Annotated in this window: 22 protein-coding genes and 1 pseudogene; 2 read left to right on the plus strand and 21 right to left on the minus strand. The window is 39.9% G+C overall.

Features of this window, described 5'->3' with window-relative positions:
* On the plus strand, window positions 1-164 hold a 164-nt coding region (locus LOK41_RS29285; RefSeq protein ID WP_481748803.1), incomplete at its 5' end, for an IS3 family transposase.
* Window positions 165-344: 180 nt separating this feature from the next.
* On the opposite strand, the gene LOK41_RS10560 is transcribed toward LOK41_RS29285, so the two are convergent.
* The 13 genes from LOK41_RS10560 to spo0F all read right to left on the minus strand — a co-directional run bounded on the left by LOK41_RS10560 (window position 345) and on the right by spo0F (window position 14057).
* On the minus strand, window positions 345-893 hold the full coding sequence (locus LOK41_RS10560) for a manganese efflux pump MntP (RefSeq protein ID WP_241816423.1): 549 nt from the start codon (window positions 891-893) through the stop codon (window positions 345-347).
* Between the two features lie 573 nt (window positions 894-1466).
* A complete protein-coding gene (locus LOK41_RS10565; protein ID WP_241816424.1) occupies window positions 1467-2510 on the minus strand; it encodes an L-threonylcarbamoyladenylate synthase in 1044 nt (347 codons plus the stop codon).
* Window positions 2511-2618: 108 nt separating this feature from the next.
* Window positions 2619-3077 (minus strand): mechanosensitive ion channel protein, encoded by a 459-nt coding sequence (locus tag LOK41_RS10570; RefSeq protein WP_241816425.1) that lies wholly within the window; start codon window positions 3075-3077, stop codon window positions 2619-2621.
* Window positions 3078-3127: 50 nt separating this feature from the next.
* On the minus strand, window positions 3128-4003 hold the full coding sequence (spoIIR, locus tag LOK41_RS10575) for a stage II sporulation protein R (protein ID WP_241816426.1): 876 nt from the start codon (window positions 4001-4003) through the stop codon (window positions 3128-3130).
* A 421-nt stretch (window positions 4004-4424) separates the two neighbouring features.
* Complete coding sequence (gene prmC / locus LOK41_RS10580; RefSeq protein WP_241816427.1) at window positions 4425-5276, minus strand: peptide chain release factor N(5)-glutamine methyltransferase; 852 nt, start codon at window positions 5274-5276, stop codon at window positions 4425-4427.
* A complete protein-coding gene (gene prfA / locus LOK41_RS10585) occupies window positions 5276-6343 on the minus strand; it encodes a peptide chain release factor 1 (protein ID WP_241816551.1) in 1068 nt (355 codons plus the stop codon). The genes prmC and prfA overlap by 1 nt, the downstream gene beginning before the upstream one ends.
* A 383-nt stretch (window positions 6344-6726) precedes the next feature.
* Window positions 6727-7311 (minus strand): thymidine kinase, encoded by a 585-nt coding sequence (locus LOK41_RS10590; protein ID WP_241816428.1) that lies wholly within the window; start codon window positions 7309-7311, stop codon window positions 6727-6729.
* Between the two features lie 108 nt (window positions 7312-7419).
* The gene (locus tag LOK41_RS10595) at window positions 7420-7665 is read right to left on the minus strand and encodes a type B 50S ribosomal protein L31 (protein ID WP_000643436.1); all 246 of its coding nucleotides are present in this window, start codon (window positions 7663-7665) and stop codon (window positions 7420-7422) included.
* 377 nt (window positions 7666-8042) lie between these two features.
* A complete protein-coding gene (gene rho / locus LOK41_RS10600) occupies window positions 8043-9314 on the minus strand; it encodes a transcription termination factor Rho (RefSeq protein WP_001053901.1) in 1272 nt (423 codons plus the stop codon).
* A 450-nt stretch (window positions 9315-9764) separates the two neighbouring features.
* The gene (gene glpX / locus LOK41_RS10605; RefSeq protein WP_000442337.1) at window positions 9765-10730 is read right to left on the minus strand and encodes a class II fructose-bisphosphatase; all 966 of its coding nucleotides are present in this window, start codon (window positions 10728-10730) and stop codon (window positions 9765-9767) included.
* Between the two features lie 162 nt (window positions 10731-10892).
* The gene (gene murA / locus LOK41_RS10610) at window positions 10893-12182 is read right to left on the minus strand and encodes a UDP-N-acetylglucosamine 1-carboxyvinyltransferase (RefSeq protein WP_241816429.1); all 1290 of its coding nucleotides are present in this window, start codon (window positions 12180-12182) and stop codon (window positions 10893-10895) included.
* Window positions 12183-12619: 437 nt separating this feature from the next.
* The gene (locus tag LOK41_RS10615) at window positions 12620-13477 is read right to left on the minus strand and encodes a class II fructose-bisphosphate aldolase (protein WP_174100487.1); all 858 of its coding nucleotides are present in this window, start codon (window positions 13475-13477) and stop codon (window positions 12620-12622) included.
* A gap of 211 nt (window positions 13478-13688) precedes the next feature.
* Entirely contained in the window at window positions 13689-14057 is a 369-nt protein-coding gene (gene spo0F, locus LOK41_RS10620) for a sporulation initiation phosphotransferase Spo0F (protein WP_016112701.1), read from the minus strand.
* Between the two features lie 206 nt (window positions 14058-14263).
* Here spo0F and LOK41_RS10625 point away from each other — a divergent pair, with 206 nt between their 5' ends.
* Window positions 14264-14788, plus strand: coding sequence for a DUF2529 domain-containing protein (locus LOK41_RS10625; protein ID WP_241816430.1), 525 nt, complete (start codon window positions 14264-14266; stop codon window positions 14786-14788).
* 31 nt (window positions 14789-14819) lie between these two features.
* Here the strand turns inward: LOK41_RS10625 and pyrG are convergent, their stop codons facing one another.
* From pyrG to LOK41_RS10665, 8 genes and pseudogenes are all read right to left on the minus strand, one after another.
* Window positions 14820-16427 (minus strand): CTP synthase, encoded by a 1608-nt coding sequence (pyrG, locus tag LOK41_RS10630; protein WP_174100490.1) that lies wholly within the window; start codon window positions 16425-16427, stop codon window positions 14820-14822.
* A gap of 257 nt (window positions 16428-16684) precedes the next feature.
* The gene (gene rpoE, locus LOK41_RS10635; RefSeq protein WP_241816431.1) at window positions 16685-17194 is read right to left on the minus strand and encodes a DNA-directed RNA polymerase subunit delta; all 510 of its coding nucleotides are present in this window, start codon (window positions 17192-17194) and stop codon (window positions 16685-16687) included.
* Window positions 17195-17599: 405 nt separating this feature from the next.
* Window positions 17600-18232 (minus strand): TetR/AcrR family transcriptional regulator, encoded by a 633-nt coding sequence (locus LOK41_RS10640; protein WP_241816432.1) that lies wholly within the window; start codon window positions 18230-18232, stop codon window positions 17600-17602.
* Window positions 18233-18295: 63 nt separating this feature from the next.
* Window positions 18296-19435: an acyl-CoA dehydrogenase AcdA gene (acdA, locus tag LOK41_RS10645; RefSeq protein ID WP_241816433.1), complete on the minus strand. Its 1140-nt coding sequence runs from the start codon at window positions 19433-19435 to the stop codon at window positions 18296-18298.
* Window positions 19436-19461: 26 nt separating this feature from the next.
* Entirely contained in the window at window positions 19462-20592 is a 1131-nt protein-coding gene (locus LOK41_RS10650; RefSeq protein ID WP_241816434.1) for an acyl-CoA dehydrogenase, read from the minus strand.
* Between the two features lie 93 nt (window positions 20593-20685).
* Window positions 20686-21537, minus strand: a complete 852-nt coding sequence (locus LOK41_RS10655; protein ID WP_241816435.1) for a 3-hydroxybutyryl-CoA dehydrogenase — start codon at window positions 21535-21537, stop codon at window positions 20686-20688.
* An 18-nt stretch (window positions 21538-21555) separates the two neighbouring features.
* Window positions 21556-22840, minus strand: a pseudogene (locus LOK41_RS10660) (acetyl-CoA C-acetyltransferase).
* Window positions 22841-22849: 9 nt separating this feature from the next.
* Window positions 22850-24955: a (Fe-S)-binding protein gene (locus tag LOK41_RS10665; RefSeq protein ID WP_241816436.1), complete on the minus strand. Its 2106-nt coding sequence runs from the start codon at window positions 24953-24955 to the stop codon at window positions 22850-22852.
* Window positions 24956-25018: the final 63 nt, after the last annotated feature.

The following is a 25018-nucleotide window of genomic DNA, read 5'->3' on the forward strand; positions in this document are numbered from 1 at the left end:
TCTCCCATTTTAAATCGGAAATGTTGTATTTGAATCATTTTAAAACAGAAGCTGCTTTAATACAAGCAATTGAAGAGTATATCTATTTTTATAACTATAAACGATTCCAAAAACGACTCAACCACCGAGCTCCGATAGAATATCGAATCTTGATGGCTGCTTAGTCTTTTTTATAGCTGTCTACTTGACAGGGCTAACACCACTTACGCATCATCACGCAAGCCGGTCTTTTTTGTCTTATAAAAAATCCCGCCCCATTATAAGTAGGGGATTCATAGAAGAAGATAAAGGAGTCTAAAATGACCATCGACCTCTCTCGCTATCATTGGTTATTGGTAACAAGATTACATTGGAAAAAGAAGGGTAAGTCCAAAACCAACAAGAATGACACCACCAAGCACCTCACCATACATACCAAGCAAACGCTTTGCATGTCTTCCAATTAGTAAACCACCCCATGCTAGTACCATACTAACCAACCCAAATAACAAGATTGTTACAATCATTTGCGCTCCGTAAATCCCTAGGCTGAGCCCAACTGAAAAACTATCAATACTCACACCAAATGCAAATACCAATAAACTTATTCCTACAGGAGCAGATCTTGTCTCTTCCCCTTCTAAAATTGCAGAATACACAATATAAAAACCTAATCCAATTAACAAAATAGCCCCAGCAACAGTCGCAATATGACCAAACTTCTCTGATAAAAAACGACCTAGTATCATACCAAGAAACGGCATAACAATATGAAACAGCCCTATTGTCATACCGATATAAATGATTTGTCGCATTCTTAACGTTACCATCCCCATGCCGAGGCTTACAGAAAATGCATCCATTCCTAAGGCAACTGCCATTATAATTAAAGGTACTAGCTGTTCAACCGTCATTTTGTCCCTCCTCGGACGTGCTACTTCACAATATGCTCATCCGAGGAAAAATAGAATCTATGCAAGTTGTCTATATAAAGTGAAACTTTCATCAGCCCTCACCAATTGGTCTTTTACAGGCCGTTCATCTCTCGCCTAACTTCTTTGCTTTCGCTGAACTTTGAGGTGGGAGTGTTACTGTCCTAAAATAGCGGGATAAAGTGAAAATTCTCCTTCAAATTACAGGCTATGAAAACAAAAAGTAACCCCGCGCTCATTTCCTCATTCTGTTCTTAACTTGGGAGGGGGTAGAAAAACTTCTACGCATGGCTAGATCCTCTCTTCCACGTTAAAAATTGGGTGGGATCTCATTTTTCTATTTGTATTTACATAAACGAAAACTTCCAGCAAAGCTTTTACCGCATACATCCATTTTAATTATCCGGCACTCACATTACGGGCTATGAAAATAAAAGATAGCCCACACTCATTCGCTCCTTCTGGTTTCACTCGACAGGGAGCCAAAAAAGGCACTGACCGCTTCTATCCATGAGCGGATCCCCTCTTCCAACTAAAAAGTCGCTTTTCTCTCGCCTACTCCTCAATAATAATATGATGCCCTGCCGCTTTCGTTAAACGGTTCATAATCGCATTTCCAATTCCTTCATTCGGAAATGACTCACTAAAAATTACATCTACTTTACTTGCATCAAACGTACGCAACACATCATATAATTTCGTCGCAACACTTGCTAAATCACTTCGCACACCACAAGATAGCACAACATCCGCTTTATACACATGTTGATACTCTTCTGTTGTTAATACACCCACCGTATATCCTTCTTCTTTCTTTTTATCCACAAGTTGTTGAATGAACTCACGAGATCCTTCAACGATACTAAGTGGTGCTTTCGGTGCATAATGCGTATATTTCATTCCTGGCGCCTTCGGTTTCTCTTTTTCATCTTTTAGTGCAGGATCTAAAGAAACGGTTCCGATTACTTCTTCTAATTGTTCCTTTGTAATACCGCCTGGACGTAAAATCGTTGGCACTTCACTTGTGCAATCTACTACGGTTGATTCAACACCAACACCAGTTGCACCGCCATCAACAATACCAGCAATTTTCCCATTTAAATCCTCATATACGTGATGCGCAAGTGTCGGACTTGGACGTCCAGAACGATTGGCACTTGGTGCTGCAACTGGCACATTCGCTGCTTCAATAAGGGCAAGCGCTACTGGATGATCAGGCATTCTCACTCCAACCGTATCTAATCCTGCTGTAACCTTCTCTGAAATCCCGTCTTTTTTAGGCAAAATAATCGTTAATGGTCCCGGCCAAAAATGCTTCATTAATACTTCTGCAACTGGCGTAATCTCTCTAACAATTTCCCCTAATTGCGATTTTGCACCAATGTGGACAATAAGTGGATTATCACTCGGTCTACCTTTTGCTTCAAAAATTTTCGCAATCGCTTCATCATTCATCGCATTTGCGCCTAGCCCATACACCGTTTCAGTTGGAAAGGCAATCGCTTCATTTTCTCTTAATAATCTTGCTGCTTCTTGTAATTGTGGATAATCTTTTTTTATTTCCACAACATTATCCACAACCCACATATTTGTATGCATTTTTTTACACGTCCTTTTCTTCCATGAAATACTTGTCTATTGTTAGTTTACTATGACATTTATCCAAAAGACAAACAAGGTTTATCCACAAAATGTGGATAAACCTAATTAATCCGTGGATAACTTTGTTAATAGCTGACAATTTAGTATTATTACGTTCTGCTGTTTTATATTTTCACAAAAATGTTCTAGTTGCTGAATATCATCTGGAACTTGATCTTTTTCCACAGCTGTAAAGTGAAAAAACTGAAATATCGTCACAGATTGTGGATGATTTGTGAGTAAATATACTTGCCAGATACTCTTCTCTTTCATATACTGCAAAAACATTTCAAAAAAATATAAGAAAGTCCCGTTATCCACAGCGGGTGTGAACAAACAAGAACGAATGAGTGCATTCTCTCCTTTTTGTTCATAACCAATCACAGCTTGGATTTCTCCGTTATCTTCCAAAATCATAAATTGTTCATATAACTCATTTATTTTATCATCTTTCTTATTAGCTTGTCCGAAAAAAGAATGCAACCTCTCAACATCACCTTTTGTAGCAAAATAAGTCTTTTTCACAGCAAATCCCTCCTCGTTTCTATATATGAGAAGGGATTAAAAATTAGTACTTATTTAGAAAATAACGAAGAGAAGGCTTCTACAATAAACAATTTAACTTCTGGTTCCTCCTGCTCTTCTTCTTCTACTTCTACTGTTTCAATCTTTTGCTTCTTTTCCACTGGTTGTTCTGTTTTATCCACAAGTTGTTTTTCCTCTTGTTTTACGCTTTTTTCTTGTACAACTTTTTCGTTCGTTTTTTTCACAGTAGTCTCTACTTTTGAAGCGACTTCTTTTTTCGATGACTCTTGTTCTGATTTTTGTTTCTCTACAACTTCTTTATCTTGTTTCTTCGATACCTCTTCTTTTTCTTCCTCTGTTTCTTCTACTAGCTGTTCTTCCTCATCAATCGATTCCGCTTTTACAACATGCTCTTCCTTTTTGACAGCTGATCCGCTAGAGAAATCTAGGAAACACATTGGCGGGAATAGCACGCACCACCAATTTGCACCTTCACCTTTACCAATTGAAATAAGTACTGCTTCATATTCCCCTGCGGGATAAATAAAATTCCCATAGACCTTTGTAGGAAATTTAATGTTTTTTCCAAATGTAACTTGAAACGATTCTTTACTTCCTTCTTGTTTTAATGTTTTCGCAACCGTTTTTTCGATTTCCGGGATGTGGCTTTGAATGACACGACGTGCATCTTCAAACGATTTCAAATCTGCTACCCAGCCATCAATTTGCGCCTTTACTTCATCACGAACTTTACGCTTTAACGCTTGATCTTTATCTGAATCACTATTTGCTAAAATACGTAATCGAACAGCTTCTTTCGGAATAACTGTAGGCCCCTTCGCATCAGCTTTCATATATCCAAACTGCACAAGTAGCTGTGCACCAATTAATAATAAAAGAAAATAGGCAATCGCTTGTTTTTTCATGTCTTTGCACCGTCCCTTCTGGTAAACAGTGTAGACATACTTGTCTCTTTCTAAACTATTAAATTCTAAATCTATAGAAAAAAATATTTAAAGCCTTTCTTTTCGTGTGGGAGAGAGCAGCTAGCCATGCGTAGATGCGGTCAGATTCTTTTTCTACCCCATTCCATGTAAAAACAGGAACGAGCATGCTCTTGTTTTTTTCGTTATTTGTCGGTTGGTCGATATCCTTTGTCGAATCGCTGATATATTTGAATTTGCGCCGATATATTGTGAGAAATGGTCGATATATTCGAATTTGCGCCGATAAAATTTCATTCACTAATTCCCCACTACGCAAATCTCAGCATTTCACCATATTTCTTCTTGTAGTTTTGCAATATCCTCTTTCTCAATAACCTCAAAAAAGGAGTAAGGTTCTACCTTACTCCATTTCTGCAAAGACCATACGATCTTTTCCGTTAATATCAAAAACAACTTCTACATGCGCATGTGGAAATGTTTGCTGCAATAATCCTTTCACATCTTCCCCTTGCCCTATACCTACTTCAAAAGCAACAATCGCTTTTCTTTGCAAGACATTTGGCAATTCTTCCATAAAACGGCGATAAAAATCAAGGCCATCTTCTCCGCCAACAAGGGCACGCTTTGGTTCATGCTCTTTTACAACTGGAGAAAGCCCTCTCCAGTCTTCCTCTGGGATATACGGCGGATTGGAAACAACAACGTCTAACTTTTGTCCCGTTTCATAAAATGGTGACAATAAATCGCCATGATAAAACGTTACATTCGCACCTAGTGCATTCGCATTTTCTTTCGCAACTTCAATCGATTCTTGTGCAATATCTACTGTATACACATGAAGATTTTGATTTTCTAAAGCAAGTGTAATTGAAATAGCCCCACTTCCTGTGCCAATATCAGCTACATAAAGTTCCTGCTTCCCAAACATACGCTGAATTCTATCTAACACACCTACGATAAGCTCTTCTGTTTCTGGCCTTGGTATTAACACTTCTTCATTTACAAAAAAAGAACGACCATAAAACATTTCATATCCCATCATATATTGAACAGGAATTCCATCAACGTGTTTGTGGATAAATTCCGTAAAATTCTTCTCTTGTTCCTCAGATATTTCTTCACGCATATTCATCATTAAACCTGTTCGGTTCGTCTTTAATACATGACAAAGGACGATTTCTCCCGCATTTTCATCTCGTCCATTTTCCTGTAAAAAAGAAGAAGCCCATTTCAGGGCTTCATAGACACGCATTACTCAGCTGCCTCCATCTTTTGGGCTTGATCTTCCATCACTAAGGCGTTGATGAAATCATCTAACTTACCTTGTAAGATTTGATCTAGCTTTTGAATCGTTAAACCGATTCGATGGTCTGTAACACGGTTTTGCGGGAAGTTATACGTACGGATACGCTCTGAACGGTCTCCCGTACCAACAGCTTGCTTACGATTTTGATCGTACTCAGCCTGAGCTTCTTGTTGGAACTTATCATAAACACGCGCACGTAATACTTTCATTGCTTTTTCTTTGTTCTTAATTTGCGACTTTTCATCCTGACATGAAACAACTACACCAGTCGGTAAATGCGTTAAACGTACCGCTGACATCGTTGTATTAACACTTTGTCCACCAGGACCACTAGAAGCAAATGTATCAACACGAACATCTTTTTCATGAATCTCGATTTCTACTTCTTCTGCTTCCGGTAATACAGCTACAGTTGCTGTAGAAGTATGGATACGTCCTCCAGATTCTGTTTCTGGAACACGTTGCACACGGTGTGCACCATTTTCAAATTTCAATTTTGCGAAAGCGCCTTTACCGTTAATCATAAAGATGATTTCTTTATATCCACCTAATTCTGTATAGCTTGCTTCGATAATTTCAGTTTTCCAACCTTGTACCTCAGCATAACGGCTATACATACGGTATAAATCACCAGCAAATAAAGCTGCTTCATCGCCACCAGCAGCACCACGTACCTCCACGATAACGTTTTTATCATCGTTCGGGTCTTTTGGAACAAGTAAAATTTTCAAACGCTCTGATAATTCCTTCTCTTGTCCTTCTAGTTCAGAAACTTCTTCCTTTACCATCTCACGCATGTCAGCATCTAACTTATCTTCTAACATTGCCTTTGCATCTCGTAATTGCTCACGAACATCTTTATACTCACGGTACACCTCTACCGTTTCTTGAATATCAGATTGTTCTTTTGAATATTCACGAAGCTTATTCGAATCACTAATAATCTCTGGATCACTTAACAACTCGTTTAACTTCTCATAACGATCTTCTACAGCTTGCAAACGATCTAACACATCATTCACCTCAACATCCTAGTATCTAATACAAATAGTATATGGTACTTAATCAAAAAAACGCAAATTATATTTAAAAGCGGAGCCGACTGCTTAGGTCCGGTGGCTAAGGTTCTTTCCCACAGAAGGTGTTTTTTACCTTCTCGTGGGGAAGGTTCTTAAATGCGAAGAGCTTGCCACCGGAACTAGATATCATTTAAAAGCGCAGGCGGCTCGCTCAGAATGGGGGGGATGGAGCTTCTGACGTAGAAGCGCCTTTTGCCTCGCAGGAAGAAGCGAAGCCACCAACCATTCTTGCCGCCGGAGCTAGATATACTTAAAAGCGCAAGCGGCTCACCTTCATCTATTTTCGAAAAAAACCCGCTCTATGTAGCGAGTTTTACTTATCTTTGTTTTGTAGGTACAGCATGACAATGACGACAGCGCGGTTCATATGACTCTGAAGCTCCAACTAAAATAATTGGATCATCAAAAGAAGCTGGCTCATCATTAATTAAACGCTGTGTACGACTTGCTGGAGATCCGCATACAGAGCAAACTGCTTGCAGCTTCGTTACATGCTCGGCAATCGCCATCAGCTGAGGAACTTGTCCAAATGGTAGACCACGGAAATCTTGGTCTAAACCGGCTACAATGACACGATAGCCACGATTTGCCAATACTTGCACCACTTCCACAATGTCCCCATCAAAGAATTGCACCTCATCAATTGCAATAACGTCCATTTCCTCTGTTATATGATCAAATATATCTTTTGAAGCTGAAACAGGAACTGCTTTTACCTTTAATCCATTATGTGATACAACATCTTCTTCACTATAACGGTTATCAATACATGGTTTAAATACGATTGCATTTTGCTTTGCAAATTGTGTACGGCGTATGCGGCGGATGAGCTCTTCTGATTTTCCAGAAAACATACTCCCGCAAATCACTTCAATCCAACCGTTTTGATTTATTAAGTACATTGAGCTCTCCTTTCATCTACTTTTTTTATCCAAAGTAGGTAAAGGTTTAATATTTTCGCAAAAAAAACAGACAAGCGAATAGATACACTTGCCTGTTTTATGTTTTTATTACTTAAGACCGTATTTCTTGTTGAAGCGGTCAACACGTCCGTCTGCAGTAGCAAACTTCTGACGTCCAGTGTAGAATGGGTGAGAATCAGAACTGATCTCAACTTTTAGTAATGGATAAGTGTTTCCATCTTCCCACTCAACCGTTTCGCTAGATCCTTTAGTAGATCCGCTTAAGAATTTGAAGCCTGTGTTTGTGTCCATGAATACAACTTTCTTGTAATCCGGATGAATTCCTGCTTTCATTCTTTTCATCTCCTTCCGCCCTGAATCATTTTCGAAACAGAGTTTTTCATCTTTAGCTGCAATCACAACTATATTGATGAAACACATATGATGAAATTATAACAAGGCTAACTTCATTTTGCAACTACCTGTTTTTAGCATTGTTAAAATAAAAGTGGAAGCGGCTCGCTCAGAATGAGAGGGGGATGGAGCTTCTGACGTAGAGGCGCTTTTTGCCTCGCAGGAAGACTCGAAGCCACCGACCATTCTTGCCGCTGGAACTGGATATCTTTAAAAGTGGAGACGGCTCGCTCAGCTCTGACCGGCTAAGATTCTCTCACAAAAAGACATGAAAAAACTCGCTTAGCATAAAAATAAGCGAGTCTCACCGTTTCCCTTTACTTCGTTGTTACATATCTTTTGGAATCTGCAACAATGTTTTGTAAAAATTCTTCATTTGTTTTCGTTTGACGAAGTTTACGTAAGAAACTTTCAACAAAGTCTGGTGTATCACGCATTGTTTTGCGAATACCCCATAGCTTGTCTAAATGTTCTTTTGGAATTAATAAATCTTCTTTACGCGTACCAGAACGGCGAATATCAATCGCTGGGAAGATACGACGCTCAGCTAACGAGCGATCTAAATGAAGCTCCATATTTCCTGTTCCTTTAAATTCTTCGTAAATGACATCGTCCATACGAGATCCTGTATCAACAAGTGCCGTCGCTAAAATTGTTAAGCTACCGCCCTCTTCGATATTACGAGCTGCTCCAAAGAATCGTTTTGGTCTATGGAATGCAGCCGGATCAATACCACCTGACAATGTACGCCCACTTGGTGGAATAACAAGGTTGTAAGCACGCGCTAAACGGGTAATACTATCCATTAAAATGATAACGTCTTTCTTATGTTCTACAAGACGCATCGCACGTTCCAATACAAGTTCAGCTACTTTAATATGATTTTCTGGCACTTCATCGAAAGTAGAACTTACAACATCACCTTTAACAGAACGTTCGATATCCGTTACTTCCTCTGGACGTTCGTCGATTAAAAGTACGATTAATTCTGCTTCTGGATGGTTCGTTGTGACACTATGAGCGATTTCTTTTAATAGTATCGTTTTACCAGCCTTTGGAGGCGCAACAATTAAACCACGTTGTCCAAATCCAACTGGTGCGATTAAATCCATGATGCGTGTTGACAGCTTCTTTGGCTCCGTCTCCAATTTCATTTGACGATCTGGATATAACGGTGTTAATGCAGGGAAATGCACTCGCTCTTTTGCAGATTCTGGGTCATCACCATTTACTGCTTCAACCTGTAGTAACCCAAAATAGCGTTCATTTTCTTTCGGCGGACGCACTTTACCAGAAACCTTATCTCCATTACGCAAATCAAAGCGACGAATTTGCGAAGCTGAAATATAAATATCTTCTGAGCTTGGAGAATAGTTAATTGGACGTAGGAACCCAAAACCTTCTGATTGAATAATTTCGAGTACACCTTCCATAAAGAAGAAACCTTCTTTTTCTGCGCGAGCTTTTAATATAGCAAAAATTAACTCTTTCTTTGTTAATTTGCTGTAATACGAAATCTTAAATTCTTTCGCAAGCTCATATAACTCTTTTAATTTCATGTTTTCTAATGCTGCAATTGACAAATTCATTCAGACACCACACTTTAATATTATTCTCTTTTCAAATGGGTAAAGGGAAAATATACGGAAGGCAAATACATAATAATGAAAGGCAATAAGTTCAAGTAGGGTAATATTCACTATTGTAACCCTTTTGTCTAGTTTTAATCAATACGTTGTAACACAAATACAAGAAGCGAAGACAAGAAAAATTGTCTCCGCTTTTATACCGCTTCCGTTTTTCTCTATTTATAGCATTTGGATAGGGCTAGATCAGCAGCTAGAATAGTCGGTGGCTTCGTCTCTTCGTCAGAAGCTCCATCCCCCTCCCATTCTAAGCGAGCTACTTCCGCTTTTTATTGTAATCCAGTTCCAATGGCTAGCTCTTCGTGTCTAAGAACCTTCCGCACAAAAGGCAAAAAGCGCCTTGTGTACGAAAGAACCTTAGCCAGTCAGAGCTGATCGAGCCATTTCCACTTTTTATTTAATAACCAAATTTGGTTTTTTGTTTAGGCTGTGACGTCCGTCAACGAAACGAACTGTTCCGGATTTCGCACGCATAACAAGGGATTGTGTTGTACCGACGCTTCCTTTAAATTGAACGCCGCGTAGTAACTCTCCATCTGTTACACCTGTTGCTGCAAAGATTGCATCGTCACCTTTTACTAAGTCTTCCATACGAAGAATACGATTAGTATCTTCAATACCCATCTTCTTGCAACGCGCTAATTCTGCTTCATTTTGAGGAAGAAGCTTCCCGTGAATTTCTCCACCTAAACATTTTAATGCAACTGCTGCAAGAACGCCTTCCGGTGCGCCACCAGAACCGAATAAAATATCAACACCTGTACGATCAAATGCTGTATTAATTGCTCCAGCTACATCGCCATCATTAATTAATTTAATACGAGCGCCAGCTTTACGAATTTCTTCAATAATTGCTTGGTGACGTGGACGGTTTAGAACTGTTGCCACAACATCTTCAATATCTTTATTTTTTGCCTTTGCAACAGCACGTAAGTTATCGATAATAGGTGCGTCAATATCAACTGCACCAACCGCTTCTGGTCCAACCGCAATTTTATCCATGTACATGTCAGGAGCATGTAACAAATTACCATGATCCGCAATCGCAATAACAGCAAGTGCATTCCAGCCCCCAGCTGCCACAATATTTGTTCCTTCTAACGGATCAACTGCAACATCGACACGTGGTCCATAACCTGTACCCAATTTTTCCCCGATGTATAGCATTGGCGCTTCATCCATTTCTCCTTCGCCAATTACAACTGTTCCTTTCATCGGAATTGTATCGAACACATCGCGCATTGCTGATGTTGCTGCACCGTCTGCTTCATCTTTTTTCCCGCGTCCCATCCAACGCGCTGATGATAATGCTGCAGCCTCTGTTACACGTACTAACTCCATAGATAAACTTCTTTCCACAATAATCCCTCTCCTTTAAGCCTTATATTTATGCCATATTTTGTGAACTGTTTTCTTTCTATAAAGTGAAACTTCCGTCAGTGATGGTGATTCTTCGTCCCCCATTAACGGAAGCATCACCACTTTATTCGCACGCTTTACCAACTAGTAAAACATACAATATTATGCATTTTTCATTTCTTCAATCTCTTGCTGCGTCATTTGTTCTCGCCAAATATTTGCACCAAGACCTTTAATCTTGTCTACTATATTTTCATAGCCTCGATCAATATGTTCAAGCCCTGTTACTTCTGTAATTCCTTCAGCCATTAATCCTGCAATTACAAGTGCAGCACCTGCTCGTAAGTCACTCGCTTTTACCTTTGCTCCCTGCAATGAAACAGGTCCTGTTACAATCGCAGAACGACCTTCTACTTTAATTTGCGCATTCATCCGGCGCAATTCATCAATATGTTTAAAACGAGCACCGTAAATCGTATCTGTTACAACTCCTGTTCCACATGCCTTTGTTAAAAGGGTCGTAAAAGGTTGCTGCAGGTCTGTCGGGAAACCTGGATACACAAGTGTCTTTATATCAACTGTCTTTAACTTACGATTCCCATTTATTATAATTTGATCATCGTTCGTCTCCACTTGTACACCAGCTTCTCGTAACTTTGCAGTGACTGACTCTAAATGTTGCGGGATTACATTATCAACTGTTACTTCCCCACCAGACGCTGCACCTAAAATCATGTACGTACCCGCTTCAATTCGGTCTGGAATAATAGAGTGGTGACATCCATGCAGGGAGTCCACCCCATCAATACGAATCACATCTGTACCCGCACCTTTAATTCGCGCTCCCATACTTGTTAATAATGTCGCTACATCAATAATTTCTGGTTCTTTCGCAGCATTTTCAATCACTGTTCTACCTTTTGCACGCACAGCTGCTAGCATAATATTAATTGTTGCTCCTACACTAACAACATCTAAATAAATACGAGCTCCTCGTAATTCATCTGCTCTTAAATAGATTGCACCTTGCTCATTTGTGACATGTGCACCTAATGCTTCAAAACCTTTGATGTGCTGATCGATTGGTCTTGGTCCTAAGTGACATCCACCAGGAAGCCCAATTACAGCTTTTTTAAAACGGCCAAGCATAGCGCCCATCAAGTAATAAGAAGCACGTAATTTTTTTACTTTCCCATTTGGCAAGGGCATAGCAACCATTTTGGAAGGATCAACCGTCATCTCTTCCTCCTGACCATACGTTACAACCCCTCCAATTTCCTCTAATAGGTCTCCTAACATCTTCACATCTGAAATATTAGGTACACCACCGATGGTCACTGGAGTATCAGCTAAAATGGTCGCTGGAATTAAAGCAACAGCACTATTCTTCGCACCGCTCACGCGAATTGATCCGTTTAAAGGTCGTCCACCTTCAATCAGCAACTTTTCCATGTTGAGCTCCCTTCTTGTGAATGTATTTACTTTCAGTTTCCCCTTTTCATAAAGAAAACAGAAAACCTTTCCTTAAGAATCTCATTCGTTCAGCAAACTATTAAACAAAATATTGTATTCTCTCTTCCCTGGCCTAAACTTAACAAGCAGTAGGACCCCACCTAAAAATAGCTATACCTTAAGTGAGCAGATGAAGACTAACTGCTTGTCAAGATTTGTTTATCGATTGCTCTAGATACGTTATTACATTTATTAATAGGACTATGCACATTATGTTCCATTTTTATATTGAAAAGGAGAAGAAAACCCCCTTCACACATAGGTAATACGAAGAAATGCAGAAATTTAATTAATCTTAAGACATGTTCACGCTTTCATTATACAACGAAAGGAAACCGTCTAAAAGAGTAGACGGTTTCCAAAACGGAATTTTATTCTTACGCTTTACCGTTAGAACCGAATTCACGAATTTTACCAATAACAGTTGCTTTGATAGCTTCGCGGCCAGGCCCGATAAATTTACGAGGATCGTAAACTTCTTGGTCTTTATTTAATACTTCACGAACAGCTTTTGTAAACTCAATTTGGTTTTCAGTGTTTACGTTGATTTTTGAAGTACCTAAAGAAATAGCTTTTACGATATCAGCAGTTGGGATACCAGTACCACCGTGAAGTACTAAAGGTACACCAGTGAAGTCACGAACTTGTTCCATTTCTTTAAATCCTAAGTTAGGCTCACCTTTGTAAGGACCGTGTACAGAACCTAAAGCTGGAGCTAGGCAATCGATACCTGTTGCTTCAACAAGGTGTTTACACTCTTCAGGATCAGCGTAGATAACGCCTTCAGCGATTACATCGTCTTCTTGTCCGCCAACTGTACCAAGCTCAGCTTCTACAGATACGTTACGAGCGTGTGCGTATTCTACTACCTTTTTAGTAGTTTCTACGTTTTCTTCGAATGGGTGGTGAGAAGCGTCGATCATTACAGATGTGAAACCTGCATCGATTGCTTCTTTACATTTTTCGAAACTTGAACCATGGTCAAGGTGAATCGCTACAGGAACAGTGATGTTCATTTCTTCGATTAAAGCTTTAACCATAGCTACAACTGTTTTGAAACCAGTCATATGACGAGCTGCACCCTCAGATACACCTAAGATTACAGGAGATTTTTCTTCTTCCGCAGCAGCTAAGATAGCTTGAGTCCACTCTAAGTTGTTCATGTTGAATTGACCAACTGCGTATTTTCCTTCTAGTGCTTCGTTTAGCATTTCTTTCATGGAAACTAAAGGCATGGTGAATCCTCCTAAAAAACGTTTTTTGTATCCGATAAGTTCTTATCGCTGGTAGTATGACCAGAATAAGGTAAAACATGTATATTTACATACCGGACTTTTTTCTACACTCAATAGGATAACAACTTGTACTCAAAAACTCAACTGTATTCACCTGCTCATCAGCCCATGTAAACGCTTTTTTCCATATTTTTTATAAAAATTTCATTTTTTAAGCCTCTACAGTAATTTCATTTCGTACCGCTTGACGAATTTCATCAATATCAAACGGCTTCGCAAAATGCATTAAAGCTCCTAAATCCTTTGCTTCTTGAATCATATCAAGCTCCCCATAAGCAGTCATTAAAATAACTTTAATATCTTCATTAATTTCTTTTACATGTTTTAAAATCTCTATACCATCCATACCTGGAATTTTCATATCTAAAATAACTAAATCTGGATTATCCTTTTTCACAATATCTAAAGCTTGAAATCCATTTGCTGCTTGGAACGTTTGATAACCTTCTTTTTGGAACACTTCATGCAGTAACACACGAATGCCGTATTGATCATCAACGATTAAAATTTTCCCTTCCATAATCCCCAACCTTTCTGTAGTAAATACAAGATTAAACGCTTCTTATATCTATATCGATTTTATTTTCGCTATCGATTACCAAATTCCTTCCTATTTCTTTCTTATTTTACCGCCTTCAATTTGGTTATGCCACCCTATTACTTCGCCTTTCTGAAAAAATAGGCTATAATAAAAGCCGCCCTAACACGTTAGAAAGGAGTATCACGATGTTAAAAATTTTTTCTACTCAACTGAGCGGCTATTTTACAAGAATTTCTCAAAAAGAAGAGATGAACATAGAAGATAGTGCCCGTCTACTTGCCCAAGCGTTAGTTGGTGATGGCATCGTCTATTTACACGGTACACAAGAAATGGAAGGCGTGGTTTCAGAAGCATTGCACGGTGCGGAGCCACTAAAACAAGCAAAACGCTTAATAGAAAATGGTAACCAAGCAGAGGTTACATCCGCAGACCGCGTACTTCTTATCAGTCGTTTTTCAACAGATGAAAATATCATTTCATTGGCGAAAGGGCTGCAAGAAGAAGGACACTCCATTGTTGGTATTTCAGCCATCCAAAATGGCGAAGTTTCACTAGAGCAATTCACGGATGTACATATTGATATAAAATTGCTAAAAGGATTAATCCCTGATGATGAAGGTAACCGTTATGGTTTCCCAAGTTCAATCTTAGCTCTGTTTGCTTATCACGGATTAAAATTTACAATTGATGAAATGTTAAACGAATATTAAAAAAAGCGCCCTATTTCAGGCGCTTTTTTTATTACTTGCTCTCTTTATTCGTAATAGAAGCTCTTACGAAATCATGGAACAATGGTTGCGGACGATTTGGACGAGATACAAGTTCTGGGTGGAACTGTGCTGCCACGAACCAAGGATGATCTTGTAATTCAATGATTTCTACTAAACGACCGTCTGGGCTTGTACCAGAGAAGATGAATCCAGCGCCTTCCATGTCTTTACGGAATTCATTGTTGAACTCATAACGATGACGATGACGCTCGTATACAACCGGTTCGTTATATGCATTGTAAGCATTTGTTTCTGGAGTAAGCTTACATGGGTATAGACCAAGACGAAGTGTACCACCTAAGTCTTCTACATCTTTTTGTTCTGGTAATAGATCGATAATTGCGTAAGGCGTGTCAGGATTAATTTCAGAAGAGTTAGCGCCTTCTAATCCTAATACGTTACGTGCAAATTCGATTGATGCAAGCTGCATACCTAGGCAAATTCCTAAGAATGGAACTTTATTTTCACGTGCGTATTGAATTGCAGCGATTTTCCCTTCTACACCGCGATCGCCGAAGCCACCTGGTACAAGGATACCGTCTGTGTCGCCCACTAATTCTTTTACATTTTCTGCTGTTACGTGCTCAGCGTTTACCCATTTCACTTCTACATCTGTATCGAATGAGTAACCTGCATGACGAAGTGCTTCTACAACAGAGATGTATGCATCTTGAAGCTCTACGTATTTACCAACAAGAGCAATTTTTGTTTTCTTAGAAAGATTACGTACTTTTTCAACTAACGCAGTCCACTCTGTCATATCTGCAGCTGGATTGTCTAGTTTTAAGTGATCGCAAACGATTTGGTCCATATTTTGCTCTTGAAGAGATAATGGAACTGCATATAATGTATCTGCATCGCGCGCTTCAATAACTGCTTTTGTATCAATGTCACAGAATAATGCAAGCTTATCTTTCATATCTTGAGAAACAGGCATTTCTGTACGAACAACGATAATATTTGGCTGAATACCTAAGCTACGAAGTTCTTTAACGCTATGTTGCGTTGGTTTTGTTTTCATTTCACCCGCTGCTTTTAAGTATGGGATTAATGTACAGTGAATGTACATTACGTTGTCACGACCAATATCGCTCTTAATTTGGCGAATTGCTTCTAGGAATGGTAGAGACTCAATGTCACCAACAGTTCCCCCGATTTCTGTAATAACAACGTCCGCATTTGTTTCGCGGCCTGAACGATATACACGTTCTTTAATTTCATTTGTAATGTGAGGAATAACCTGAACTGTTCCTCCTAAATATTCACCACGACGCTCTTTTTGAAGAACTGAAGAGTAAATTTTACCTGTTGTTACGTTGCTGTATTTATTTAAGTTAATGTCAATGAAACGCTCATAGTGACCAAGGTCTAAGTCTGTTTCTGCGCCATCATCTGTTACGAATACCTCACCGTGTTGGTATGGGCTCATTGTCCCTGGGTCTACGTTAATGTATGGGTCAAACTTTTGAATTGTTACGTTTAAACCACGATTTTTTAAAAGTCTTCCAAGAGATGCTGCTGTAATCCCTTTCCCTAAAGAAGATACTACACCGCCTGTTACGAAAATATACTTAGTCATGAAAGTACTCCCTTCTACTTTGTTGTTATATAATCACCGTTGCAAAGCGCAACGTATGTAGATAACACCGTATCTATCTTATTGTTAGACTCTTTTTATTTTCTAAACAAAAAACAAAAAAGAAAATTGCTCCCCTCATCACGAAAAGTAATAAGTAGGGAGCAATTTTCTTTTATATTTACACTTTAAAAGTATTATCGTCCTGTTTTAAAGAGCCCAAAAATGATTCTACATGGACGATAATGAAAAGTCAAGAACTACAGTTCTTCCTCTTCTTCTGTTTCATCATACTCGAGTTCTTCGTCAGCGAATTCCTCTTCATCTTCATCATCTAAATCATCGAGATCATCATCTTCATCGAGAACCTCGTCCAAATCTTCTACATCATCATCGTCGCTATCATCGTCAAAGTCTTCTTCGTCTTCTTCAATGTAGTCATCAAAGTCTTCTTCGTCTTCAACTTTACGCTTTTTCTTAGGCTTTGGCTGAGGTAAGATTTCTTCATCAATTTGCTCGTATGGGTACCAACTGCGTATCCCCCAACGATTTTCTCCTAAATTAATGAAACGTCCATCGATATTTAAATCTGTATAAAATTGCGCGATTTTCGCAGCAACTTGCTCTTGAGTTAGTCCCAGCACTTGAGCGATTTCTTGAACTAAATCATTGAATGATGTTGCTTGTCTTTTATCCTCTAAAACACTATGTACAACTTCAATCATGGATAATTCTTTTAGCTCTTCTGGTGAATATGTCTTAAAATCCACTTATGCGGCACTTCCTTTCTTAAAATATAATCCTATATATAACGGCCTGTTTAAAAAAATCCATACTATTCATTATAAACAAAACTCCAACAAATATGCTACAAAAAAAAACGGGAAACTTTTACGAGGAATCAATAAAAGTGATTACAGACTATTATTTACGAGATTAACCTGTAGAGACTATATAAATCACGGCTATGAATACAAAAGCTGCTTTCCTCTCATGTTTCCCTTCTGGTTTCACTCGGCATGGGGCGAAAAAGGGTACTGACCGCTTCTATGGATATAAAAAAGCTACTTTCCTCTCATTTTCTCTTTCTGGTCTCACTCGGCATGGGGACAAAAAAGGCTCTGACCGCTTCTATGCATGGCCGGATGCTCTCTTCCATCTAAAAAAGTTCGTTTTTATATTTTTGGAACCATATGTGCTCCATTCAATACATACCTAATCTGCATCTCTGTATATTCCTCTAAAGTATAAAGCTTTTGCAATGCCCAGCGTCTAAATCCCCACATTTGTCCTTGAATGAAAATGTTATGAGCCAGCAATTGTATTTCCTTTTTCGTTAATGTAAATGTACCATTTTCCGTGCACTGTTCTAAAATGTTTTCAAACATCCCCACCATTTGAAACTCTTTTTCTAGCACATACGGCAGAGACTCTTTCGGTAAAAAGCGCACTTCTTGATACATAATTAACACTTCTTCTTGCAACTCATCCATTACTTTAAAATAATTCGTAATAGCTATTCTTAAACTTTCAATACTTCCCTTTTCTGTGTAGACTACTTCTTCTAATCGCTCTTTTACATGTTCATAAATACTATCACACACTAAATACAACACGTCATCTTTCGTACGAATATACTCGTAAAGTGTCCCAATACTAAATCCGGCTGCTTTTGCAATTTCTCTCGTCGTTGTACGAGGAAATCCCTTTTGCTTAAAAAGCTGCACCGCTCCTTTAATCATCTGCTCGCGTCTTAGTGCAACCAACTTCTCATCCTTTACAGACGCATGCACATTGTGCTTAACCATCCCCTTCACCTCTCTCTACTATTTGGAAGGAAAAAGCGTAGGAAAATCCCTACGCTTTTTCTCTTATTTCGTTAACATGCGAGAAATTACAAGTCTTTGAATCTCTTGTGTTCCCTCATAAATTTGCGTAATCTTTGCATCACGCATGAATCGTTCTACCGGATAATCTTTCGTATAACCGTAACCACCAAATACTTGCACCGCTTCCGTCGTTACTTTCATTGCTGTATCGCCAGCAAATACTTTCGACATCGCTGATTCTTTTCCATATGGAAGTCCTTCTGATTCTAACCAAGCAGCTTGATATGTTAATAGGCGTGCAGCCTCTACATTTGTTGCCATATCCGCTAATTTAAAACCAATTCCTTGCTGCGCGGCAATCGGCTTCCCAAACTGATGGCGTTCTCTCGCATACTCCACGGAAGCATCTAAAGCTCCTTGTGCGATACCAACAGCCTGAGCTGCAATCCCATTACGTCCACCATCCAATGTCTGCATTGCAATTTTGAACCCTTGTCCTTCTTCGCCAAGTAAATTCTCAGCAGGGATGCGGCAATCTTCAAACATAATTTCTGTTGTTGGGGAAGAGCGAATCCCAAGCTTGCTCTCTTTCTTACCAACTGAAAATCCTGGTGCATCACTTTCTACAATGAATGCACTTGTACCACGCTGTTTTGATTCTGGATCAGTCAATGCAAAGACAACATAAATATCCGCTATACCACCGTTTGTAATAAAAATCTTAGAACCATTTAAAATATAATGATCTCCATCACGCTTCGCCGTCGTTTTCATTCCGCCCGCATCAGAGCCAGACCCTGGCTCTGTTAAGCCGTATGCACCAATTTTCTTTCCTTCTGCCATTGGGCGTAAAAACTTTTGTTTTTGCTCTTCTGTTCCAAATTTAAAAATAGGCCAGCCAGCAAGTGAAGTATGAGCAGATAACGTAACACCCGTAGAAGCGCAAACACGGGATAATTCTTCTACAGCAATCACATACGCTAAGTAATCGCTTCCAATTCCGCCGTATTCTTCAGGCCAGGGAATCCCTGTTAAACCAAGGTCTGCCATTTGATCAAATAAAGCGCGGTCAAAGCGTTCTTCTTCATCGCGCTCCGCTGCTGTCGGTGCCACTTCATTTCTCGCAAAGTCCCGAACCATTTTTCTTATCATTTCGTGTTCTTCTGATAATTTTAAATGCATGTTTCTTCCTCCCTGCTCTCGTCCCTTTATAGCGCCCGGCTAATAACAAGTCTTTGTATTTCACTCGTTCCTTCATAAATCTCACAAATTTTTGCATCACGGAAAAATCGCTCAACTGGATAATCTTTCGTATAACCGTAACCGCCAAATACTTGCACCGCTTCAATTGCGACATCTACCGCTGTTTTCGAAGCAAATAACTTTGCAATAGATGCTTCCTTCCCGCATGGAAGTCCTTGTGCTCTAAGCGATGCCGCTCTATATACAAGTAACCTTGCAGCTTCTACGCTCGTAGCCATATCCGCTAATTTAAAGCCTAGACCTTGCTGCGCGGCAATTGGCTTCCCAAATTGCTGACGCTCCTTCGCATAATCCACTGCACACGCTAGCGCCGCCTCAGCGATTCCAAGTGCCTGCGCTCCAATACCTATGCGACCGACATCTAAATTCGCCATCGCGACTTTAAACCCTTGTCCTTCTTCACCAAGCAAGTTTTCTGCCGGTACCTTCATATCTTCAAATGTTAGTTGCACTGTACGAGAGCCAAGCAATCCCATCTTATGTTCATCTTTGCCAACGATTAAACCTGGCGTATCCTTCTCTACAATAAACGCGGAAATCCCGCTTTTCCCTGCATCTGGATTCGTAGATGCAAATACAATATATGTATCCGCCTCACCACCGTTTGTAATAAATACTTTTGATCCGTTAATGACATAATGGTCACCCTGCTTGACGGCCCTTGATTTTAGGCTACCCGCATCTGACCCCGCATTCGGCTCTGTTAAAGCAAACGCTCCTAAATATTCACCCGTTGCTAGTTTGGAAACATATTTTTGCTTTTGTTCTTCTGTTCCAAAATATAAGATAGGGTTTGTTCCAACGGATGTATGCACCGCCAAAATAACACCAATTGTCGCACTCACCTTTGATAATTCTTCAATAGCTAAAATGTAAGAAATAAAATCCATTTCCGCACCGCCATATTTCGCTGGTGCTGGAATACCCATAAGTCCAAGTTCACCCATCTTCGTCAAAATCTCTCTAGGAAACACCCCTTGTTCCATCTCTGGTACAAAGGGAGCAATTTCCTTCTGTGCAAAATCTCGAACCATTTTCCTCATCATCTGCTGCTCTTCTGTAAAATGAAAATTCATGTGCCCCGCCTCCATTTTGCTATATTTCTTCTTTCGAATTCCTGGTAAGACCACTACTTTATACAAAGAGGGAGACCTACCTATCCTTACTTTCTACTCGTACACATAGAAGCCACGGCCTGTTTTTCTTCCGAGCCAGCCAGCATTTACATACTTACGTAGTAATGGACATGGGCGATACTTACTATCCCCTAACCCTTCATGCAGAACTTCCATAATGTATAAACATGTATCTAAACCGATAAAATCTGCTAATGTTAATGGTCCCATTGGATGATTCATCCCAAGTTTCATTACTTCATCGATTGCTTCTTTCGTTGCTACGCCTTCATATAACGTATAAATCGCTTCATTGATCATTGGTAATAAAATACGGTTAGAAACAAATCCAGGGAAATCATTCACTTCAACAGGTACTTTTCCAATTTTCTTTGTAATATCTTCAATGGTTTCGTATACCACATCATCTGTTGCAAGTCCGCGGATGATTTCTACAAGCTTCATAACCGGAACTGGATTCATAAAGTGCATCCCAATTACTTTCTCTGGACGCTTTGTAACCGCTGCAATTTCCGTAATTGGTAAAGAAGATGTATTTGTTGCTAAAATCGCATGTTCTGGTGCAATTTCATCTAAATTCGCGAAAATTTTCTTTTTAATCTCCATTTTTTCAACAGCTGCTTCAATGACAAGATCCGCTTCCTTTACACAATCTAATTCAAGCGTTGCTGTAAGGCGATTTAAAGTCGATTCTTTAACTTCTTCATCCATGCGCCCTTTTTCTACTTGTCTAGCTAAATTTTTTGTAATAATAGCTAATCCTCGATCTAATTGCTCTTGTTTTAAGTCTTGCATATACACGTTATATCCTACCATCGCACACACCTGCGCAATACCCGAACCCATTTGCCCCGCACCAATTACAACTATTTTTTGTACACTCATTTTTTCTCCCCCTTTTTATTAATGAACTTCAATCATAATCGCGTCGCCTTGGCCACCACCGCTACAAATCGATGCGATTCCAATTCCACCGCCGCGCTGCTTCAGTGCATGAATAAGCGTTACAATAATACGCGCCCCGCTTGCTCCAATTGGATGCCCCATCGCAACTGCTCCGCCGTTTACGTTAATTTTTTCTGGATCAATTCCTGCAATATTAGCACTTGCAATCGCAACTGCTGCGAACGCTTCGTTGATTTCGAATAAATCAATCTCATCCACCGTCTTACCTGTTTTCTTCAAAAGCTCATTAATCGCATAACCTGGCGTTCTTGGAAAATCTTTCGATTCCACGGCAATTGCTGTATGCGCTAAAATTGTTGCTAATGGCTTTCTTCCTTCTTGCTGCGCTCTGTCCTCGCTCATTAATACAAGCGCTGCTCCGCCATCGTTTAACCCTGGTGCATTCCCAGCTGTTACTGCCGCCGACGGGTCAAATACAGGTTTTAATTTTGCTAACTTTTCAACCGTTGTATCTTCACGCGGCGCTTCATCTTTTGTCACAACAATCGGATCTCCTTTTCGCTGCGGTACTGAAACAGGAACGATTTCTTCTTCAAGTCTTCCTTCTTTTTGCGCCGCAACTGCGCGCTGATGGCTACGGTATGCCCATTCATCTTGCGCTTCGCGAGAGATTCCGTCCTCCTTCGCCACTTCCCCGCCATACACGCCCATATGTATACCAGAAAATGCACATGTTAAGCCGTCTACTACATTTAAATCAGCAACTTGATTATGTCCCATCCGGTATCCCCAGCGTGCGCCTTGTAAAATATAAGGACTATTGCTCATAGATTCCATTCCGCCTGCTACAATAAGCGTTTGATCTCCAGTGCGAATAATTTGGTCCGCTAACGTCACAGAGCGAAGGCCAGATGCACAAACTTTATTCACCGTTTCCGTACGCGTTTCCCAAGGAATCCCTGCTTCCCTCGCTGCTTGACGAGAAGGAATTTGCCCCTGTCCTCCTTGAATTACCGCTCCAAATATAACCTCTTCAACATCATTTGCAGAAACGTCCGCTCTCTCAAGCGCAGCTTTAATCGCGATTCCTCCAAGTTCCGTTGCTTTTACATCCTTTAAAGATCCTCCAAACTTTCCAACCGGTGTTCTTGCAGCACTTAAAATAACTGTTCTTACCACTTTTATTTCCCCCATTTCTTTTTTTCGGCGCTGAGCGCCCGCTCGGTACTCTTACGCTGAGAAGAGGTGCAAATCTTGCACCTCTTTCTAAAGTTGTATGGATTCTTACGTATTAAATAACTTCTTTCTTAGGCCCAATTACAGAGCGTTCTAAAATCTCTGTTATATCAAGCGTTTGAACTTGTTCCTCTACCTCTTTTGCTTTCGTACCATCACTAATCATCGTTAAACAATACGGACACCCCGTACCAATGATTGATGGTGACGTTGCAAGTGCTTGCTCTGTGCGCGCAACGTTAATGCGTGAGCCTGTCGTTTCTTCCATCCACATAAGCCCGCCACCTGCGCCGCAGCACATGCCTGTTTCACGATTACGCTCCATCTCAACAACATTTACACCTGGAATTGCTTTTAAAATATTGCGCGGTGCTTCATATACTTCGTTATATCTTCCTAAATAACAGGAATCATGATACGTAATCGTTTCTTCAATACGGTGAACTGGCTCTAATCGTCCTTCTTTCACCCACTGTGCTAACAATTCTGTATGGTGATAGACTTCTGCTTGTAAGCCAAAGTCTGGATACTCATTTTTAAATGTGTTATAGGCATGCGGATCAATCGTAACGATTTTCTTCACACCTGCTTTTTCAAACTCCTCAATATTTTTAGTTGCCATCTCCTGGAACACGAATTCATTTCCAAGGCGGCGCGGCGTATCTCCAGAGTTCTTTTCTTTGTTACCAAGAATCGCAAATGATATGCCTGCTTGATTCATCAGCTTCGCAAACGATATCGCAATTTTCTGACTGCGGTTATCATACGATCCCATAGAACCAACCCAGAATAAGTATTCAAACTCTTCGCCAGCTTTTGTTTTCTCTTTCACAGTCGGAACTGTTATTTCATCATCGCCTTGGCGCCATGTTTCACGCTCTTTACGATTCAGCCCCCACGGATTCCCTTGGCGCTCAATATTTGTCATTGCACGCTGCGCTTCCGCATCCATCTTTCCTTCTGTTAAAACAAGATAACGGCGTAAATCAATAATTTTGTCGACATGCTCATTCATAACTGGACACTGATCTTCACAGTTACGGCATGTTGTACATGCCCAAATTTCTTCTTCTGTAATGACGTCCCCAATTAAGCTCGGATCATAGGCAAGTGCCGCTGCTGATTCTTGTTGTCCTTGTCCGGCCGCCATCGCTAACTGATTTCCTTGTGTCTTGTTAAACGCAACTGCCGGAACCCACGGTACCTTTGAGGTCACCGCTGCCCCCTTATCTGTCAGATGGTCTCGAAGTTTTACAATTAAATCCATTGGCGACAATATTTTTCCTGTCCCTGTTGCCGGACACATATTTGTACAGCGCCCACACTCTACGCAAGCGTATAAATCAATGAGCTGATTCTGTCTAAAGTCTTCAATTTTTCCAACACCAAATGTTTCTTGTGTCTCATCTTCAAAATCAATTTTTTCAAGCTTTCCTGGATTAGAAAGACGGCTAAAAAATACATTGGCCGGTCCAGCAATTAAATGTGCGTGTTTCGATTGTGGTACATAAACTAAAAACGTTAACAAAATAAGTAGATGCACCCACCAAGAGAAATAGAACACTGAAATGGCTACGGTTTCATTTATCCCCGAAAAAACGTAAGCGATTCCAGAAGCAATTGGTTCGCTCCATGAAAGTTCCTCTCCGTGCCATATAATGCCCATACCGTTACCAAGTAGTACAGAAAGCATCAAGCCGCCAATAAAGATAAGAACAAGGCCCGATTTAAAATTACGTTTTAGACGAACAAGCTTTTCAACGTATCTTCTATGAAAAGCCCAAAAAACTGCGATTAAAATCATTAGTGTGACAATTTCCTGGAAGAATGTAAATGCAGGGTATAGTGGTCCAAGTGGAAGATGTGATCCTGGTGCGAGTCCTTTCCAAATGAAGTCAATTGCTCCAAACTGGACAAGAATAAATCCGTAAAAAAACATAACGTGCATAATGCCGCTTTTTTTGTCTTTCAGCAATTTTTTTTGGCCAAAAACGTTGACCTTTAGAAGATCCCATCGTTCTTTAAAGCGGCGATCAAATTCTACTTTTTTTCCTAATTGTATGTAGGCCATCCTCGTTCGTATAAGATATACAAACAAATATCCCGCATAAACAATAACAGCAATGGAAGCCAGCCAATTAATAATCAGTAAGCTATTCATTTTTATGCTACCCCTCTCTTTGTAAGCCCTCTCTCTTTTAGAATCTTCGAAAATAAACAATTT

The organism is Bacillus sp. TL12 (assembly GCF_022625245.1).
Taxonomy (GTDB): Bacteria; Bacillota; Bacilli; order Bacillales; family Bacillaceae_G; genus Bacillus_A.